A 17,357-nucleotide genomic window follows, 5' to 3' on the forward strand; every position below is an offset into this window, starting at 1 on the left:
ACGGAAGGTACGCGATGACGGAGCGGCATTGGCAGGGCGAGGTCTGGCTGGCGCGGGACCACGCGCTGTTCGCCGGGGTCAACGGCGATACCCGCGAGCACGCGCACTATGCCCACCAGTTGCTGCTGGCGGAGACGCCGCTGCGAGTGCGCGTCGCTGGCCAGATACTGGAGGCCCGGCGCTTGCTGGTGCCCTCGCTGCAAGCCCATTGCGTCGAAGCGTCGCAGCCGTTGCTGGCGCTGTACGCCGAGCCGCTGGCGTTCGACAGCGACGACCTGCGTCAGCTTCTCGAGGACGCTCCCGGCGAGCCCGAGGCGTTGCTGGGGCGGCTTGCGCGGCTGCCTCGTCGACGGCTCGACCGCCGCGTCGAAAAGGCCCTGGCGGCGCTCGACGAGCAACTCGCGGCGCGGGTCGAGGCGGAAAGACTGGCGCGCAGCGCCAGTCTTTCGCTGAGCCAACTGGAGCGGCTGTTCGCCGTCCAGGTCGGCCTGTCGGTGCGCCGCCTGGTGCTCTGGCGCCGCCTGTACCTGGCCTTCGCCCTGGCCTTGCAGGGGCGCAGCCTGACCGAGGCGGCCCATCACGCCGGCTTTGCCGACGCCGCGCACCTGTCGCGCAGCGTACGCAGCCTGCTCGGTATCCGCGCCGGCCTGTCGCTGCCGCACCTACGCCTGGCCGGCTGAACGCCCCAATCCTTCCGGCGGCTGTGGGACGTGCCTGCTGCGTGGCAGGTCGCGGAATGGCGCGAGCAACTGGCCGGCATAGTCGCGGGGATAGTCAGGCTGGTCGCCGATGCCCATGTCGGTGCTGTCCAGGCGGTAGTCGGGACGATGGAGGGCGGTGCCGAGCAGGCGGTCCCAGACGCTGAAGAACAGCGCGAAGTTGACGTCGCCGGCGCGCCCGTAGCGGATGTGGTGCAGGCGATGCAGCGGTGCCCAGGCGAACACATGGCGTAACCCGCCGATGCGCATGTCGACGTTGCTGTGTTGCAGCAGCAACTGGATGCCGATGGCGAAGGCGAGCAGCGCGGCGACCGTCTGCGGCACGCCGAGCAGCAACAGCGGCAGGGTGCCGCCGAGCGCTTCCAGGCCCAGGTGCAGGGGATGCTTCATCAGCCCGTTGAAACCGTACAGGCGCTGCACGCTATGGTGCACCGCGTGCAGCCGCCAAAGCAGCGCCGAACGGTGGCTGGCATAGTGCACCAGGGTGATGCCGAGATCGGCCAGGACGATCGCCAGCAGCAGTTGCAGCCACAGCGGCCAGGCCTGCGGCCATACCGGCCAGAAGCCCAGGACTCCGGCCAGCAGTGGCAGGGCGAGGATGCCAAGTGCGTTCAGGCTTTCGTTGACCGACGCGTGCAGGACATCGCGCAGGCGGTCGGCGTGCGGCCGGTTCCAGCGTGGCTGGTAGGGCAGTCGTCGTTCGGCGAGAAAGGACAGGCCGAGCGCCCCGAGGAACAGGGCGACCAGCCAGGCGTGGGAAGCTTGGCGATAGCCGACCTGCCAGGTCGCCAGGCCGATGAAGCCGGACCAGAAGAGGGGCGCGTAGGCGTAGCGCAGGAAGAACTGCATGGTGGGACCTCCGGATGAATGAGGTCCCCAGCGTCGCTCGCGACAGGCCGGCGGCGCTTGAACGAACCGCGCAAGTTCTCAGTCGCGCAGCACCAGCGGCGCGCCTCCCATGTCCCCGCGACCCGGCCAGGTCTCGCGGGCCAGCCAGGCCCCACCCAGGCAGACCAGGTTGGCCAGCAGCAGGTAGCCCAGCGGCGACAGCGGATTGCCGGTGACGCCGATCAGCCAGGTCACCACTATCTGCGCGGTGCCGCCGAACGCGGCGACGCCGGTTGCATAGACCAGGGAAAAACCGGTGGAGCGCAGCGCCCGGGGGAAGCTTTCTACCAGCAGCACGATCAGCGCCGCGCCGCTCATGCCATGCAGGGCCGAGAGCAGGGCGAGGACGGCGAGGAAGACTGCCGGCTCGGGGTGACGGGTCATTGCCTGCAGTGCCGGGAACAGCACCGCGAGCAGCGCCAGGCGCGGCAGGATCAGCACGGCGCGGCGCCCGTAGCGGTCGCAGAGCACGCCGCCGAGCAACGCCGAGAGCGCCAGTGCGGCGCCGGCGACCAGCGTCGAGAGCATCGCGATGCCCGCCGGCAGGTGTAGCTCGGTAAGGGCGAAGGTGGTCATGTAGTTGAGGAAGTACTGGGTGATGGTGCTTCCGGAGAGGATCAGCAGACCGAGCAGCAGGGCCCGCCGATGATTGCCGAACAATTCGCCGAGCAGGCTCCGGGTGCTGGCCTGGCGGCCGCGTCCGGAAAAGGTCTCGGCCAGGTTGAGGCGGATGTACAGGCCGATCGGCAGGACCAGCAGGCCGGCCGCGAAGGGAATCCGCCAGCCCCATTCCTGCAGTTGGCGCTCGTCGAGCCAGAGGGTGAGCAGGTAGCCCATCAGCCCGGCGGCGACCGCCGCGATGCCTTGCGCCACGACCTGCCAGCAGGCGTAGGTGCCGCGCTTGTGCGGCGGTGCCGCCTCGAGGATGTAGGTGGTCGCCGGCCCGGCCTCGCCGCCCCAGGCCAGGCCTTGCAGCAGGCGGGTCAGCACCAGCAGCAGCGGCGCGGCCGGGCCGATGCTGTCGTAGCCGGGGAGCACCGCGATGCCGCCGGTGCCCAGCGCCATCAGGAACAGGGTAAGGAGCATCGCCGGCTTGCGCCCGGCGCGGTCGGCGTAGGCGCCGATAAGGACCGCGCCGAGGGGGCGGATGACGAAGCCGACGCCGAACGCGGTGACCGACAGGAGCAGGCTGACGAAGGCGCTGTCGGAGGGGAAGAAAGTCCGTCCGATCATCACCGCGAAGGTGGCATAGACCCCGAAGTCGAAGAATTCCACGGCGTTGCCGAGGACCACGGCAAAGACGCTGCGGCGGCTGGCCGGATCGGCGGCCGCCGGGGGACGGGTGGGGGAGCGCATGGCGAAGGCCCTCTCGGAGTGACGACTGAAACACTCAGGCCTGGAGCCGAGCGACGAGCGGCTGCCGGCTTCAGTCAGCCGGCGGCCGTGGCCAGCCGTGGATCGGACCGCGCCAGCCTTCGTAGGTCTTGCCGATGCGCAACAGCCAGGTATCGGCGAAGCGCGGCGCGACCAGTTGCAGGCCGATCGGCATGCCGGCGGCCGTGAAGCCGCAGTTTATCGAGAGCGCGGGCTGTTCGCCCATATTCCACGGCACGGTGAAGACGATGTGCTCGAATGGTCGCTGCGGATCGTTCAGCGGCGAGGCCCAGTCGGCGGGGAAGGCCTCGACCTGGTTGGTCGGCGTCAGCAGCAGGTCGATCTCGCCGAACAGCCGGGCGGCGCGCCGGCGCATCTCGAAGGTCTGGTTGAAACCGCGCACCGCATCGACCCCGCTGACCCGTGCGCCGCCCTCGGCCCAGGCGTGGACATAGGGCAGCACCCTGGCCCGCCGCGTCTCGTCGAGGAGCAGCAGTTCGCTCCACAGGCGGGCGCGCCAGAAGTCGTTCAGGCCGTCGAGCAGGCTCCGGTCCATCAGCGGTTCGACGATCCTGAGCTGGGCGCCGTGCTCCTCGAACAGCCGCGCCGCGGCCTCGATCGCGGCGCGGATTTCCGCGTCGGGCTGCAGGCCGCAGCCGGGGTCGAGTTGCAGGCCGACCCTCAGGCCGCGCACCGACAGCGGCTCGGCGCTCCAGTCCAGCACTTCCGGCGGCAGGCTGGTGGCGTCGCGGGCGTCGGGCTGCGCGAGGTAGCGCATCAGCAGCAGGCAGTCGTCCATGCAGCGGGTCATCGGACCGGCGCAGCGACCGGTGTAGTAGGGGTCGATGGGGATCCGCCCGAGGCTTGGCTTGAAGCCCACCAGGCCGCACCAGCCCGCCGGCAGTCGCACCGAGCCGCCGATGTCGGTGCCCAGGTGCAGCGGTCCGTAGCCGGCGGCGGCCGCCGCTGCCGCGCCCGAACTGGAGCCGCCGGTATTGTTGGCCAGGTTCCAGGGATTGCGGGTGACTCCGTGGAAGCTGGAGAGGCCGGATGAGAGCATGCCGAAGTCTGGAACCGTAGTCTTGGCCAGGACGATCGCGCCGGCTTCGCGCAGCCGAGCGGCCGGTGGCGCGTCGCAGGGCGCGGGTTGCAGGGCGGTGGCGGCGCTGCCCAATGGGATAGGTTCGCCAGCGGTCGCGATCAGCTCCTTGATGGTAACCGGCAGCCCGTCCAGCGGGCCTTTGGGCTGTCCCTTGCGCCAGCGCTCGGTGGCCGCCGCGGCCTGTTCGCGAACCCGTTGCGGGTCGAAGCGATACAGCGCGTTGAGATGCGGTTCCCAGCGCTGGATGTGGGCCAGCAGATGCTCGTAGTACTCGCCAGGCGAGAGTTCCCGGCGGGCGAACAGTGCCAGCAGGCGGGTTCCCGGGAGGTCGTGCAGCGTGGTCATTCAAGCTCCCTCGAAGAACGGCCGCGGGCGTCAAGCGACCGGCCTACCCGTCGTCGGGCGGCGATTCGAAACCAAGGTGTATCGGGGAGGTATAGCCCATGCACGACGAATCTTCGCGGTGACGGACTCAGCTCTCGTGATGGAGAAGGAAGCGCTTCAACCGGCGGAAGGTGGTGCGGTTCCACTGCCGCAGCGGCAGCGAGCGGAGCAGTTGCCAGGCATGCCGCTTGTCCGCGACCACGGCGTATTTCAGGGCCTTGTTGACCAGCTCCGTGCGGCCGCGCTCGTAGGCGGGATGCGACTGGTAGGGGGCGATGGTGCGCAGGTCGGCATCGAGCAGCACCTTGTAGCGCCGCGACAGGTTGTCGGGGTGGCGCCGGTAGCGGGTGACCAGCACCGGCAGCTTGTGGATCTGGTAGCCCTGGCTGGCGATGCGCAGGGTCATCTGGAAGTCCTGCACCTTGATCTCGGGATCGTAGAAGCCGGCTGCGCGCAGGGCCTCCATGCGGTACAGGGACTCCGGGGCGCCGCAGACGTAGGCGTTGCCGAGCAGGTAGTCGAAGTCCAGCTGGCGGATGCGATTGCCGTTCTGCCGCTTGGTTTCCTGGCCTTCGCTGTCGATGTAGATCACCAGGGCGCCGACGCAGCCGACTTCCGGGTGCTGGTCGAGGTACGCGGCGCGCACGCTCAACGAGTGCGGCAGCATGATGTCGTCCAGGTCCGGCGTGGCTACGTAGTCGCCGCGGGCGTGTCGCAGGCCGAAGTTCAGCGCTGCGCTGACGCCCTGGTTCTGCTGGCGGTAGAGCTGGAAACCGTGGACTTTCTGCAACTGCTCCAGCATGGCGTAGCTGTTGTCGGTGGAACCGTCGTCGACGATGATCACTTCGAAATTCGGGTAGTCCTGCTCGTAGATGCTGCGCAGGGCTTCTTCCAGGTACTTTTCCGCGTTGAAGCAGGGCGCTACGACGGATACCAGTGGGGCGTCCGTCGTGTCTGAGTGCTTGCTGGAAGTGGCTTCTTCAATCATGTGTCGTTCTTGTCACTCGTCTTGCCCGGTAGCCGTTCCAGGAGGCCGCCGGTCATGAAGTCCTGCGATCGTTCCGGCGATCGTTGCTCGGCACGGGCTGGCGGAAACACAGCGTTTCGTTCCGCCGGTACGGTCGCTGGAGTGGCTCTGGCACGCATGCCTGGATGGCCAGGCATCGCGACAGTACACCGTTGGAAGCATAGAGGGTAGGCCATCGGGCCCGAGAAAAATCCTCGACCTCCTTCGTCCAACCGTCAGGCCGAGGCCTGGCGCTGTTTCCAGTGCCGGTACAAGGCGGGGATATCCCCAGTACACAGCAGTGGCATGGCTGCCTCGATATCGGCCAGTGGCCAGTCCCACCAGGCCATTTCCAGCAGGTTCTGGATATCGCCATCGGAAAAGCGCTTACGAATGGTCCGGGCCGGGTTACCGCCGACGATGGCATAGGGCTCGACATCGCCGGTCACCAGCGCGCGGCTGCCGATGATGGCTCCGTGGCCGACCCGTACGCCGGGCATGAACATCGCCTCGGTACCGATCCAGACGTCATGGCCGATCAGCGTGTCGCCCGCTGGCTGATAGCCGTTCACGGCGCCGGCGAAGGCAGGCTCTTCGTGCATGAAGTGGAAGGGGAAGGTCGACGCCCATTCGGCGCGGTGTCCCTGGTTGCCGGCCATGATGAAGGCGGCGCCACTGCCGATCGAGCAGAAACTGCCGATGACCAGCTTGTCCACGTCGTCGCGGTCCGGCATCAGGTAGCGGGCGCAGTCGTCGAAGGAATGCCCGTGATAGTAGCCGGAGTAGTAGCTGTAGCGCCCCACCCGTATGTTCGGGTTGCTGACCTGTTCCGAGAGCAGCTTGCCCCTGAAGGGGCTCTCGAAATAGTTGCCCATGACCGTCGTCCCTGTCCGTCGAAACTGCCAAGGGTAGCGCCTGGCGGGATAGCGGGCCAGCCTGGCGTGACGGCTGGCAGCCGCGTCGGCGTTCAGCAGGCCGGAGTGCTGAACGGCCAGGCCTGGAAAGGCTCCGAATAGTGCCTGCCGTGACGGAAGGCGAAGGGGAGTGCGTTGGCTTGTTGGTGCAGTTCCTCATTGTCGACGTTGAGGCAAAGCATCTGGATGTCCTGTGCCACCAACAGCCGGTTCAGGTACTCGATGCTCTTGCGCTGGCGCAGGTTACGCGTCAGCGGGCCGGGGGCAAGCAGGCGCGCGTCCAGGCCCAGGTAATCGCAGAGGCCGGCGTCGACCTCGGCGAAGCACTGGCGAGCGTCGGTATCGATGCGTTGCGGGTGCAGCGCGATGCGCACGCCGCTGTCGCGTAGCCGGGCGAGGGACGCCAGGTACTCCGCCGAGGCGGGTTCCTGCTCGTCGATGGCCAGCAGCAGGCAGAGTTCGACCTGGTGCTGCTGCAATTGCCTGGCCGAGGCCAGGATCCGCTCGCAGACCCCGGCGTTGCCCAGGCTGCTGGCATGCAGGGGAATGAAGTTCTTGCCGAGCAGTTCGAGGTCGGTGTTGTGCCGGTGCACGCACAGGAGGCGTGCCAGCAGGTGCTTGACCGCCGCCTCGGCAAGCAGCGGCGGTGCGCCGGAAAGGAAGGCCGACAGGTCGACGCGCTGGCGCCGTTCGCGCAGGGAGAGCTTGCTGCCGACCAACGCGCCGTTCCTCGCATAGATGCCATGGGCGAAGAGCTCGAATCCGTCGTTCGCATCACGGTTGCCGAGGCAGAGCCATTTCAATGGCGGGGGCGTTCTGTCTGTCGCAGTCATAAGTGATGGCTCTATGGGCAAATCTCGCCAAGGCGCTCGGGCATGGAGCCCGCACGCAGGGTTGAGGGGTATCTAGCGGAGACGACCCTACCTCCCACGAATCAAGGTCTTTCGTCGGAAAACCCAGGGGGCAGGTAGGGGATCGGCTCGGTAATCGGCCGCCGAGGGTACTTCCGGTGTCGCCGCCAGGCCTGGTTGGTGGCGGCTTTTTCTCTGGTCTGTGCAGTGGTTCCGCTGTTACCGATTTTTCCGAGTGCGTTTGTGTTGCGGCATCGATCATTGGCGTCAGTCGGCGCCGATGCTGTCGATGAAGCCCTGGATCAGCGGCGAGGCTTGCTGTTTGCGCCAGACGAAATGGATATCGCTGGAGTCCAGGCCGGCTACCGGTTCGGCATGGAAACCCCGTCGCGCGGAGGGCATGCGTGCAACGAAGCTCTCCGGCACGCAGGCGAAGCCGAGACCGGCCTCGATGCAGGCGAAGAGGCTCGGGTAGGACTCGATTTCCAGGGTTGCACGCGGCTGGATACCGCTTTCCGCCAGCCAGCGGTCGACCTGGCGGCGGTAGTGGCAAGTGTGGCCGAACACATAGAGTTCGAGGCTGGCGAGGTCCTCGGGAGTGGGTGCCGGCAGGTCGGCGGGAGTGACCCGCAACAGGCGCTCGCGGAAGGCCAGGCGGCTGGCCAGCAACGGGTGTTCGATGGGGCCGTCGGTGACGATCAGGTCCAGCTCTCCCTCCATCAGCAGGCGCTCGAGCAGCAGCGAATGCTCCGGGCGGATGTGCAGTTCAACGCCCGGCGACTCGCGGCGGTAGCGGGCCAGGCGCTGGGGCAGATGATTGGCCAGGGCCACGTCCAGTGCGCCGACCCGTAGCGCGCCGTGCGCCTGGTCGCCGGCGAACAGCGCAGCGGTCTCGTCGGCCAGCGCCAGCAGGCGCGTGGCGTGGCGGTACAGCAGGCGGCCCTCGGGGGTGACCAGCAGGCGATTCCTTTCGCGATTGAACAGGGCTACGCCGAGTTGTCCTTCGAGTTCGCGCAAGCGGGTAGTGATGTTCGACGGCACGCAATGCAACTGTTCGGCCGCGGCTGCGATGGTGCCGCGTTCGACCACCGCGCAGAAGAATCCGAGTTGGGAGAGTTTCACATCATTCTCTTTAAGTGAGTGATTTGCTGATTATTGATTACTTTTAATGAGTAGAAGGCCACCCTAGCATGGACCTCGCGATCGCTTCCAACCCCATTTCACGAGGAAAGATTCCATGACCTACCACGTACTGGTTCAGTTCGACGTTCCCTCCGACAAGCGCGAAGCGTTCGCCGCGGCAGGCCTGTTCGATGCCAATGGCTCGTTGCAGAACGAACCGGGCACCCTGCGCTTCGAGGTGATCCGCGACGAGAACAACCGCAACCGCTTCTACCTCGACGAGGTGTACGAAGACGAGGCGGCGTTCCTCCAGCATTGCCGCAACGAAACCATCGCGCGCTTCTATGAACTGATCGACAGCTACGCCTTCGGTCCGCTTTTCCTGTTCAAGGGCTACCGCGTCGAGGGTTGATTCCCGCTCCGGCGGCTCGCCGCCGGACTCCACGGAGAATTTCCATGCGAATCCTGCACAGCATGCTCCGCGTGGCCGATCTCGAGGCCGCGCTGGAGTTCTACACCCGCGCCCTGGACATGCGCCTGCTGCGGCGCCGGGACTATCCCGAAGGCCGCTTCACCCTGGCCTTCGTCGGCTACCAGGACGAGCGCGCGGCCGCTGCCCTGGAGTTGACCCACAACTGGGACCGGGACGGCTACACCCAGGGCGATGGCTACGGCCACCTGGCCATCGAAATCGAGGATGCCGCCGTCACCTGCGCCCGGGCCAGGGCGCTGGGCTATCGGGTCACCCGCGAGGCCGGGCCGATGCAGCACGGACGCAGCGTGATCGCCTTCCTCGAAGACCCGGACGGCTACAAGGTGGAACTGATCCAGAAGGGCACCCAGTTCGATTGAGCTCGCGACCAGGGGGCGACATAGCGGCTGCTGTCGTTCCGGCTCAGCCGCTGGCGTCGAATGCGGCGTGGAAGGCCACTATTCCTCGCGCCATGCGCCCGCTGAAGGACTGTGCCTGGAAGTATTCGGCGGGAACGCCGGGCAACGCCAGGCCGCTTTCCACCCGAAAGCCGAAGCGCGAGTAGTAGGTCGGTTCGCCCAGTACCACGCAGCCACCCGCGGGCAGCAGTCGCAACTCGGTGAGCAGGCGCCGGATCAACTGCGAACCGAGACCCTGGCGCTGTCGCCCGGGCGCCACCGATAGCGGCGCGAGGCCGTACCAGCCGCCCGCTTCGCCATCGATGGTCACTGGTGAGGCTGCGATATGGCCGATCACCTGGCCATTCGCTTCGGCCACCAGCGAAAGCGTCAGCGCGCCAGCACGGCGGAGGGCATCGACGATGTACTGCTCGGTATGGCTGCTATGCGTTTCGTTGCGGAACGCGGCTTCGGTCAGGCGAGCGATGGCGTCGATGTCGCCGGGCGTTTCCGCACGGATGGAAATATTCATGCAAGCACTCCTCGGAACCCCCGCCTTGTCCCGGCGGGGGCAATGGAAAAGGAAGGGGGTCAGCGATTGTCCGCCTGCGGGCGCACGGCTTTCAGCCCGGCCATGGATATCCGGTAGGGCCTGCCCTGGCGGGAGTGGACCAGGCCCTTGTTCTTCAGCCTGGAGAACACCGCCAGGGTGCAGTCGAGCAGCAGGTGGCCGTCGCGGTTGTAGCACTCGACGCGGGTGATCTTGCCCGAAGCGTCGCGAAGGAAGGCGATATGGCCGCCCTGGGCCAAGGCGTGAAGCGTCCGTTGTTCCGGCTTGGAAACGTTCATGTCGGTAGAACCTGTAATCATCGGTGTGACAACGCGGCCGCACGGCGCGAAAAGGCGCGTGCGAGCCATGGCGAAGGCAGATAACCGGCGACACCTCGTGCGGGATGACGAAGTGGCGGTTATCGGATGACTACTATCTCCAACATGCAAGCCTCGGATCGGGGAGGGCGCAGCCACGAAAGCGTGCTGCGATGCGGCAGTCTAACGAAGCTGGCGAAGCGACGGCAAGGAACTGCCTGCGTCGCCATACCGCTGTGCGACGCTTGCGCCTTTGTGAGGGAGTTCGCCTCGCCCCGCGGCGGTCCGCGCTTTCATTATCGGGGGAGGCGGGAGGTATCCATGTTTCGCACGGCGCTGATGCTGTTCATGTCTTCGTTGGCAATTCCTGCCGTCGCCTCGATGAGATGCGGCACGCATCTGGTGGACGAGGGCGACAGCGTCGAGCAAGTCCTAGAAAGGTGCGGGCAACCGCTGAGCAGGATCGTCAACGAGCCTGCCCTGCGCAACAACGGCGTGCCCAAGTTGAATGCCGCACGCACCGAATTCTGGGTGTATGGCCCCAGTGGAGGCGTCTACCGACACTTGCGCTTCATCGATGGCAAGCTGGTCGAGATTCGGCTCGAGCGGAAGTGATACGAGGCTGTTGAGGAGTTATTCCTACAGATAATTACTAATTCGCTGCGGAACACCGTGAAAGAGCGCTGAGCGAGAAGACGAGCCGGGTGCGGGCCCAGGTGGATGCGTCTTCCGTCGTGTAGGAATTGCCCGATATCGGGCGGCGGGGCGGAAGGTTGCGGGCCACCCTGATCGCATACCTGAAAAGTTGGCGGCGTAATCTCCGCGATTTTCAGGCGAGGACGCGTCGTGTTGAAGTTATTGGTCGTGGTTGCTTCCCTTTTCATCGGCGGAGGCATGGCCATGGGAGAGCCTGGGGGGGCGGATGGGTTTTCCGCTGTCGCAGCGGTCGATCCGGGAGCGAACCCCGAAGCGCAACTGGACGGGGAGCCTCAGGAGGTCAGCGAAGCGCCGGCCTATCGCGTGGATGACCTCACCTTCCTGTACCTCACCCATGAGGTCTATCTGGAACCCTACGTTTCCTGCCGTCCGAAAGTCCTGGGCGAACGTTCGTACGTTGCCTGCTGGAACGAAACCTATTCCGGCCGCTCCCCGCTGAACTTCTGGGAATACGACGGGGGCGACTTCCTCGCCCTCAACGACCCGGCACGTGTGTTGGCCGAGGGAAAGTTCGCCAGCGAGCAGCGCATCGGCGAAGCGCCCCTGCCGCTGCCTCTGGATATCGATCTGGACCAGTTGGAACGGGCCTACTCGCTGATGATGTAAGGAAGAGGAACCTTCCGGCTGCGCCTCCACCGAAATCCAGGGGGCGCTTCCGATCTTTCCTGGGCTTCACGCGGTAAAGCCTGAAAACAGAAAGCCCCCGAAGCGCTAGGCATTTCAGGGGCTTGGCAGGGTGATTTGGAGCGGGCGAAGGGAATCGAACCCTCGTCATGAGCTTGGGAAGCATTGAGGCGCACTGTCCACGGCTGTCTGAGTTCATGCACAATTGTGCGTCGAGGCCTTCTATTCCGGGGTCTCTGGATAGGTGGTTCGTCCTAGGTTGTCCCAGGAAGAACCACCTTGCCCCGTGCAAACGGCCCCCAGAAACGGCCCCCAATTAAGGACAGCCCGTGCTCACCGAGAGACAGATCCGCGCACTCAAGCCAGCCGAGAAGGAATACACCGTCAGCGACGGGCGCAGCGCGCGGGGTGAGGGTGTCTTGATGCTTCGGGTGCGGCCCAATGGTACGAAGGAGTTCTACTTCCAGCGCCGGAAGAACGGGCGAAAGCTGAAGACCAAGCTGGGCACCTGGCCGACGATGGCGCTCACGGAAGCGCGGGACCGGTGTCGCGAGGAGAAGGAAATCCAGATCGAGGCTGGCACCTTCAAGGAGTTGATGGCCGCCTATGTTGCCAAGCTGAAGCAGGAAGGGGCGGCCAGTGCCGAGCACGTCGAGTGGTCGTTTAGACACTACGTTTCCGAGCCGTTCCCCACCCTGGTGGAGCGCCCGGCGGTGTTGATCGGGCCGGCCGATATCCGTGACATCCTGGCCAAGATGATTGCCGGCGGCGTCACGACGATGACGAACCGGGTGCGCTCTCGCCTTCATTCGGCGTTCCAGAGTGCCCTGCAGCAGGACTACAACCCCCGCACCTACCTGGAGCAGGAAAATCGCTTCGGCCTGACCAGCAATCCGGTGGCTAGCATCCCTGTACAGGAAGACTGGGAGCAGCCCGGGGACCGTGCACTCACGGAAAATGAGTTGCAAGCGCTCTGGCATCTGCTGCCGGAGAAGCTGTCCCTCACGACGTCCGAGTTGCTCAAGTTCTTGATCGCCAGCGGTGGTCAACGACCGGAGCAGCTGCTCCGCTCTGATCGGACGATGTATCAGCGGGACCATGTGATGATCCGTAACGGGAAGGGCGGCGAAGGTGAGCGGGCGATGCATGTGGTGCCCTACAACAAGCTGATGCGGGCGAGCCTGAAGGAAATGGACTGCATCAGCGAGAAGAGCGCGTATCCGTTCCAGGGCAAGGAGGAAGGGAAATCACTGAACCCCCAGTCTCTGTCCAGGGCGGTGACGAAGCTGTACGGTCGGCATCACAAGTCGTTCAACGGCCCGTTCACGCTTCGGGACATCCGTCGGACCTGCAAGACGCTGATGGCGAAAGCCGGGCTGACCAAGGAGCTGCGGGACAGGATCCAGGGCCACGCCTTCAACGATGTGTCATCCAAGCACTACGACCGCTACGACTACTTCCAAGAGAAGAAGCGCGGGCTCGATCGCTGGGCCGCCTGGCTCGAAAAGAACGTCATCGACACCAAGAAGTAGGGCCGCTCACGCGGCCCTTGTTGGTGTCCATCCCATCGGGTTTTCCAGCCAGCGGTTGATATCGGATTGTCTCCAGCCTACTCGCCCTGGCGTGATCTGTACCGGACTGGGGAAGCGCTTGGCCTTCACCTCCCGCCAGAGTGTCGAGCGCGCCAGGCTGGTGGCTTCCAGCACTTCGGCCTCCCGCATGAATCTGTCCAGTTCAGCCATCTTCACCACCTAGCCACTCTGTCCGCGCCTGCCACTGTCGGCGCATTTCCGCTATCAACTGCTCGACGGCGCTTTCCCCCCGCCGCTTAAGGGTTTCTCTCAGCTCGGCGACTTTATCCGGCGTGGTGATACCACGCCGGAGCCAGTACCGGGCTTCGCATACCAGCAGGTGCTGGCGGTTGGCCCGATCAGTCATTGCACTACCTCAACTTCGAAGAACCCCAGCTGGCCCTTCATGGGCTGGAACGGCAGTGGCTTGGCGTCAGCCAGTTCGAACCCGTATCGGCCGAAGAACCACAGTGAGTTGCAGCGATCGACGCAGCCGATGATGCTGGCCTCGCCGACTATCCCGCCGCGCTCCAGTTCGTGCGGCGCTGGGATGGTCACGCCGTTGTACGCGGCGAAGTCGCGGGCCTCCTCGTACTCGTCGCGTGTCATGCCCTTGGCTGCGTGGATCAGAAAGCGGCCGCGGAAGTTGGTCGCCCAGTCGCGGTTCTCGATGTCCTTGTGGCCATTGGCGACCAGCCAGGCCCATGGTTGGCGAATGCTCAGTGCTTTCACGGTTGCTTCCCCCTTGAGTGTGCTTCCATGGACGTGGAAAGGGAGGGGGCTGGTTGCGAAGCAGATTGCGCGCCGCTCTTCAACATGAAGAACACAGCCAGGACAACCAGAACTGCCAGCGAGAAGTTCAGCAAGTTGCGCGGGTTGTCCAGCATTTTAAGTAAGTCGTGCATGGTGCAGTCCTCAGCAGAACAGCAGCGGCTGCACCGCGCCGTCGGCGAAAATTTTGTCGAGAGGGATGGTGGCGATTGGCTCGTCGCCGTCCCAGCCATCCGGCCAGGTGCTGGCGGCGATCAGCTCGCGGATGCGGGCTTCTTCCTCGGCGTTGATCAGGTCGATGCGAGGGCGACCGAGGTGGTCGGCTGCGGCGTTGCACTCGGCCTGGATGGCCAGTACGCGCTCCAGGCCCATCAAGCGGGACTCCAGCAGGATCGGCCCCATGCGCTGGGGGTTCGCGGCGATGCTGCCGTCCTTCAGCCGCTCGATGCCGGCCTTGCGCAGGCGGTGCTGGGGCTCGCGAAGCTCCCGCCATAGCTCTTTCAGGCCGCGTAGCGGCGCCAGGTATGCCCAGTGCGGCATGGCCAGCACGGTTTCGAGCGCCTTCTCCTCGCTGGCCAGCGGGCAACCGGTGCAGCCGGTACGAGCGTTGATCTCTTCGGCTTCGTCGCCGCCGTAGGCGTCGGCGATCATCGCGGTTGACCAGTCGCCGAACTCGGCAAGTGGCGCCCAGTGCTTCAGCCACTCCCAGACGTGGCAGACACGCCAGTGCAGGAGCGGGGCCAGGGTGGCGAGCCGGCCCTTTAGGCCTTTTGCCTCGGGCAGGACCTTCTGGTACCAGCCCTGGCCGCACTCGGCGCCGTCCTTGCCGCAGGACATCTCGATCCGCTTGTCGCGGATGGCGCTCTCGCCCTGGCGCACGCCGGTGATCATCAGCACATTGCCGTCGAGCGCGGCCAGGCGTTGCTCGAGGGCGGCCTGCATCGGGTCGATCTTGATCTGACGGGTGCACCAGCGCAGGGTGTTGTTGTTCGGCGGGGGCACGCCGCGGCCCAGGATGTAGACCATGAAGCGCTTGTCGAGCGGTGCGCATACCACCTCGACGCGGATGCCGCGGTCCCGCAACTCGTCCATGATCTGGTGCGCCGCGATGGCCAGCGGCGGCAGCTCTTGGCGGGTGTCCGCGTAGAACACGGTGAGCGACTTCGGGGCCTTGATCCGGCCGGTGTCGATCAGCCAGATAAGCAGCGTCAGGGTGGTGCTGGAGTCCTTGCCACCCGACCAGGCCACTCCCCAGTGCTCATGATCGGCGCCATAGGCCTGCATGCTCTGGATGGTCAGCTCGATGCTCTCGGTCATCTGCAGGCGCTGGGCGCCGGCGGCGAAGATGTCACTCTGGCGCGGGGAAAGGGCTTTCATTGCTGCACCTCCTGTTGCGCGACGCTCAGCGCCACCGCAACCGGGCGCACCCAGATGGGCGTATTGCTGAGCATGAACGTCTCGCCCTGCTCGGCCAGCAGCAGGGTGGTGCCCATCACGCCGGCGATGGCCTCGGCCGCGGCCGGTGGTACGGCGTTGCCGATGCGCTCGCGCCAGTCGCTGTCGCTCAGGCCGTCGAGGACCAACTGCTCTTCGGGGTCGACCAAGCTCTGCAGTGCGGCGAGTTCCAGGGTGGTAAACGGCCTGTGCCAGGTGCCATCCAGCGACTGGATGATGCAGGTGAGCCGGTCGTTCGCCGCCGGCATGCGTGGGTCGGCGACGCTCCACCGGCCATTGTCGTGCCTGGCGCTGGCCGACACTGCGCCGGCGGACTGGTCGAACCCCACTACGCCGTAGTGGCCGCCGGTCAGGTACGCGTCGCCCTTGGTGCGATCGAGCACGCGCGGATCAGCGATCGACAGCGCGCCGCTGGCAACCTGCTGGGAGCCGGTGACCGTGCCGGTAGCGTTTCCCCACTCGCCGACGTGCAATTTTCGGCTGCTCGCCCCAGGGTGCCAGTTGTGGTACCTGGGATCGGCAACAGCCTGGCCGCCGGAGCTCGGCGAGTGCCCGCCAGTGACGGTTCCGGCGTGGCTGCCCATGCTGACGACGCGGAACACGTTGTTGTGCCGGACGCCGCCCGGGCGCGGGTCTGCTACTGCGAAAGCACCCTGGCCAGTAGTACTGGCCGCGATCACGGTTCCGGACGGGCCGTCCCAGTCGGTGACGGGGTACTTGCCGAAGCTCTGGCCGCGGGGATCGGCGACGGAGTACGTACCCTGGCCGGGCGACTTGACGCCGATGATGGCGCCCGAGGTGTCGGTCCAGCGGCGGACACCGTACTGCTGGTATTGCAGAGCGTTTGCCGGCGCGCGCGGGTCCGCTACCGAGAACGCCCCGTTCGTGGGCCCGCTACGACCGGCGATGGTGCCCATGCTGTCGTTCCAGCCGTGGACGCCCATGTAGCCGGCCTGGTACTCCGGCACGATGATCAGATCGCGCAGGTAGCCGTCCTCGACGGCCAGGTCGTTCAGGCTGCGCCAGTCGCTGCCGGCTCGCACCAGAGCGAGGCGCACCCAGGTCTTCCACTGCAAGGACGGTACGCGGTGCATCGGGCCGGCGGCCTCGATATCGCCGGGCAGTGGCATGCGGCCGAGGATGTCGCCGACGGCGCGCAGGCTCTTCTTTTCCGGCTCGTACAGGAAGGGCGGCACTTTCTCGACGTGCCGCGCGACCAGCAGGAAGCGCTTCCGGGACTGCGCCAGGCCGCCGAGTTCGCCGCAGTCGTGAGTGGTTTCCGCCACGGCGTAGCCGAAGCCACCGAGCAGGCTGTTGATCTGGTCCAGCAGGTGCCGACCGCGGCTGGCCAGGCGCGGGACGTTCTCGAAGACGATCAGCGGCACCGGGTCATCAGCCCATGCCTCGCCCATCAGCCAGATGCAGCGCAGCGTCAACTCGTTCAGCGCCTGGTACTTCGGAGTCAAGCTCATCTTCTCCGACAGCAGGCCGCTGGCACCCTTGCAGGGCGAGCTAATGAACACGGTGTCCGGTCGGCGCCCGCCCGCGGCGCGACGAACATCCTCCGGGGTCGCCTCCCGCCAGCCTGCCGGCGGCTCCTTGCCGTGGAACCGCACGTACTGGTCGCGGGTGAACAGGTCCAGCAGGGTGCCCGGGACGCCGGCCAAGCGCTCGAAATCGCGCAATCCGGCCGGGTCCACGTCGATTCCGCCGAGGCAGACCCATTCGGCCTCGACGTTGCCGACTCGCGGACGCGCCCGGTTGAAGCCAGCGGCGCCGCCGCCCAGGCCGCAGCAAAAGTGGAAGTGGTAGAGGGTACGCTTAAGCATGCCGACGCCCTCCCTGCGCTTTCTTGGCCGCCAGGTTGGCCATGTAGCTGGCCCACTCGACCGCCTTGGCCTGTTGGCGAATCCGGCTGCAGCGCTGGTGCTTGCCGGTGGAACGCGCGTTGCCGCAGATGTCGCAGGTGCTCGGAAGGTCCAGCCGCTTGCTGGCCATCGCTGGACGAGTGCGGGTGGCTGACGTGGCTGTGCTAGCCTTGGCGTTGCCGCCTTGGGGTTGATTCGCTTGCATGGTGTCTCTCCTTTGGGGTGGTCGGCGCCAGGGAGTTGCCGCTCCCTGG

General features: G+C 66.1%; 22 protein-coding genes. 6 read left to right on the forward strand and 16 right to left on the reverse strand.

Annotated elements, in window-relative coordinates:
* Window positions 1-14 precede the first annotated feature (14 nt).
* Window positions 15-680 carry a helix-turn-helix transcriptional regulator gene (locus JHD77_RS14655; RefSeq protein WP_003163355.1) on the forward strand — a complete coding sequence of 222 codons (666 nt, stop codon included), beginning with the start codon at window positions 15-17 and terminating at the stop codon, window positions 678-680.
* Here the strand turns inward: JHD77_RS14655 and JHD77_RS14660 are convergent.
* The 7 genes from JHD77_RS14660 to JHD77_RS14690 form a co-directional block, all read right to left on the reverse strand.
* Window positions 663-1,568 (reverse strand): sterol desaturase family protein, encoded by a 906-nt coding sequence (locus JHD77_RS14660; RefSeq protein ID WP_003085391.1) that lies wholly within the window; start codon window positions 1,566-1,568, stop codon window positions 663-665. The two genes, JHD77_RS14655 and JHD77_RS14660, sit on opposite strands and share 18 nt — an antisense overlap.
* Before the next feature lie 78 nt (window positions 1,569-1,646).
* Window positions 1,647-2,963 (reverse strand): MFS transporter, encoded by a 1,317-nt coding sequence (locus tag JHD77_RS14665; protein ID WP_023088530.1) that lies wholly within the window; start codon window positions 2,961-2,963, stop codon window positions 1,647-1,649.
* Window positions 2,964-3,033: 70 nt separating this feature from the next.
* Window positions 3,034-4,428 (reverse strand): amidase, encoded by a 1,395-nt coding sequence (locus JHD77_RS14670; RefSeq protein WP_023088529.1) that lies wholly within the window; start codon window positions 4,426-4,428, stop codon window positions 3,034-3,036.
* 127 nt (window positions 4,429-4,555) lie between these two features.
* Complete coding sequence (gene migA, locus JHD77_RS14675) at window positions 4,556-5,455, reverse strand: alpha-1,6-rhamnosyltransferase (RefSeq protein WP_199506531.1); 900 nt, start codon at window positions 5,453-5,455, stop codon at window positions 4,556-4,558.
* A 254-nt stretch (window positions 5,456-5,709) separates the two neighbouring features.
* A complete protein-coding gene (gene catB, locus JHD77_RS14680) occupies window positions 5,710-6,348 on the reverse strand; it encodes a type B chloramphenicol O-acetyltransferase (RefSeq protein WP_003163350.1) in 639 nt (212 codons plus the stop codon).
* Window positions 6,349-6,440: 92 nt separating this feature from the next.
* The gene (gene toxR, locus JHD77_RS14685; RefSeq protein ID WP_016263857.1) at window positions 6,441-7,220 is read right to left on the reverse strand and encodes a toxA transcriptional regulator ToxR; all 780 of its coding nucleotides are present in this window, start codon (window positions 7,218-7,220) and stop codon (window positions 6,441-6,443) included.
* 285 nt (window positions 7,221-7,505) lie between these two features.
* A complete protein-coding gene (locus tag JHD77_RS14690; protein ID WP_003098432.1) occupies window positions 7,506-8,360 on the reverse strand; it encodes a LysR family transcriptional regulator in 855 nt (284 codons plus the stop codon).
* A gap of 115 nt (window positions 8,361-8,475) precedes the next feature.
* Here JHD77_RS14690 and JHD77_RS14695 point away from each other — a divergent pair, with 115 nt between their 5' ends.
* Window positions 8,476-8,772, forward strand: a complete 297-nt coding sequence (locus JHD77_RS14695; protein ID WP_003085421.1) for a putative quinol monooxygenase — start codon at window positions 8,476-8,478, stop codon at window positions 8,770-8,772.
* A 44-nt stretch (window positions 8,773-8,816) separates the two neighbouring features.
* Window positions 8,817-9,212: a lactoylglutathione lyase gene (gloA, locus tag JHD77_RS14700; RefSeq protein ID WP_023518350.1), complete on the forward strand. Its 396-nt coding sequence runs from the start codon at window positions 8,817-8,819 to the stop codon at window positions 9,210-9,212.
* Window positions 9,213-9,255: 43 nt separating this feature from the next.
* Here gloA and JHD77_RS14705 read toward each other — a convergent pair whose 3' ends face one another.
* A complete protein-coding gene (locus JHD77_RS14705) occupies window positions 9,256-9,762 on the reverse strand; it encodes a GNAT family N-acetyltransferase (RefSeq protein ID WP_023518351.1) in 507 nt (168 codons plus the stop codon).
* A gap of 59 nt (window positions 9,763-9,821) precedes the next feature.
* Window positions 9,822-10,079: a YjhX family toxin gene (locus tag JHD77_RS14710; RefSeq protein WP_003085431.1), complete on the reverse strand. Its 258-nt coding sequence runs from the start codon at window positions 10,077-10,079 to the stop codon at window positions 9,822-9,824.
* Between the two features lie 339 nt (window positions 10,080-10,418).
* Here JHD77_RS14710 and JHD77_RS14715 point away from each other — a divergent pair, with 339 nt between their 5' ends.
* The 3 genes from JHD77_RS14715 to JHD77_RS14725 all read left to right on the forward strand — a co-directional run bounded on the left by JHD77_RS14715 (window position 10,419) and on the right by JHD77_RS14725 (window position 12,970).
* The gene (locus JHD77_RS14715) at window positions 10,419-10,712 is read left to right on the forward strand and encodes a DUF2845 domain-containing protein (RefSeq protein ID WP_003120795.1); all 294 of its coding nucleotides are present in this window, start codon (window positions 10,419-10,421) and stop codon (window positions 10,710-10,712) included.
* Window positions 10,713-10,943: 231 nt separating this feature from the next.
* On the forward strand, window positions 10,944-11,420 hold the full coding sequence (locus tag JHD77_RS14720; RefSeq protein WP_031756368.1) for a hypothetical protein: 477 nt from the start codon (window positions 10,944-10,946) through the stop codon (window positions 11,418-11,420).
* 347 nt (window positions 11,421-11,767) lie between these two features.
* Window positions 11,768-12,970, forward strand: a complete 1,203-nt coding sequence (locus JHD77_RS14725) for a tyrosine-type recombinase/integrase (RefSeq protein WP_042163790.1) — start codon at window positions 11,768-11,770, stop codon at window positions 12,968-12,970.
* Window positions 12,971-12,976: 6 nt separating this feature from the next.
* Here the strand turns inward: JHD77_RS14725 and JHD77_RS14730 are convergent, their stop codons facing one another.
* The 7 genes from JHD77_RS14730 to JHD77_RS14755 are packed head-to-tail and all read right to left on the reverse strand — an operon-like array spanning window position 12,977 to window position 17,308.
* Complete coding sequence (locus tag JHD77_RS14730; RefSeq protein ID WP_003098423.1) at window positions 12,977-13,180, reverse strand: helix-turn-helix transcriptional regulator; 204 nt, start codon at window positions 13,178-13,180, stop codon at window positions 12,977-12,979.
* Window positions 13,173-13,376, reverse strand: a complete 204-nt coding sequence (locus JHD77_RS33090; RefSeq protein WP_033936102.1) for a DUF7696 family protein — start codon at window positions 13,374-13,376, stop codon at window positions 13,173-13,175. Before JHD77_RS33090 ends, JHD77_RS14730 begins: the two co-directional genes overlap by 8 nt.
* A complete protein-coding gene (locus JHD77_RS14735; RefSeq protein WP_033936101.1) occupies window positions 13,373-13,741 on the reverse strand; it encodes an ASCH domain-containing protein in 369 nt (122 codons plus the stop codon). Before JHD77_RS14735 ends, JHD77_RS33090 begins: the two co-directional genes overlap by 4 nt.
* The gene (locus JHD77_RS14740) at window positions 13,738-13,914 is read right to left on the reverse strand and encodes a hypothetical protein (RefSeq protein WP_182835626.1); all 177 of its coding nucleotides are present in this window, start codon (window positions 13,912-13,914) and stop codon (window positions 13,738-13,740) included. Before JHD77_RS14740 ends, JHD77_RS14735 begins: the two co-directional genes overlap by 4 nt.
* Window positions 13,915-13,924: 10 nt before the next feature.
* Window positions 13,925-15,157, reverse strand: coding sequence for a phosphoadenosine phosphosulfate reductase domain-containing protein (locus JHD77_RS14745; protein WP_191519326.1), 1,233 nt, complete (start codon window positions 15,155-15,157; stop codon window positions 13,925-13,927).
* Entirely contained in the window at window positions 15,154-17,064 is a 1,911-nt protein-coding gene (locus tag JHD77_RS14750; RefSeq protein ID WP_058172988.1) for a DNA cytosine methyltransferase, read from the reverse strand. Before JHD77_RS14750 ends, JHD77_RS14745 begins: the two co-directional genes overlap by 4 nt.
* Entirely contained in the window at window positions 17,057-17,308 is a 252-nt protein-coding gene (locus tag JHD77_RS14755; protein WP_024007741.1) for a hypothetical protein, read from the reverse strand. The genes JHD77_RS14750 and JHD77_RS14755 overlap by 8 nt, the downstream gene beginning before the upstream one ends.
* Window positions 17,309-17,357 lie beyond the last annotated feature (49 nt).

This window comes from Pseudomonas sp. P20 (assembly GCF_016463925.1).
GTDB classification, from domain to species: Bacteria; Pseudomonadota; Gammaproteobacteria; order Pseudomonadales; family Pseudomonadaceae; genus Pseudomonas; species Pseudomonas aeruginosa.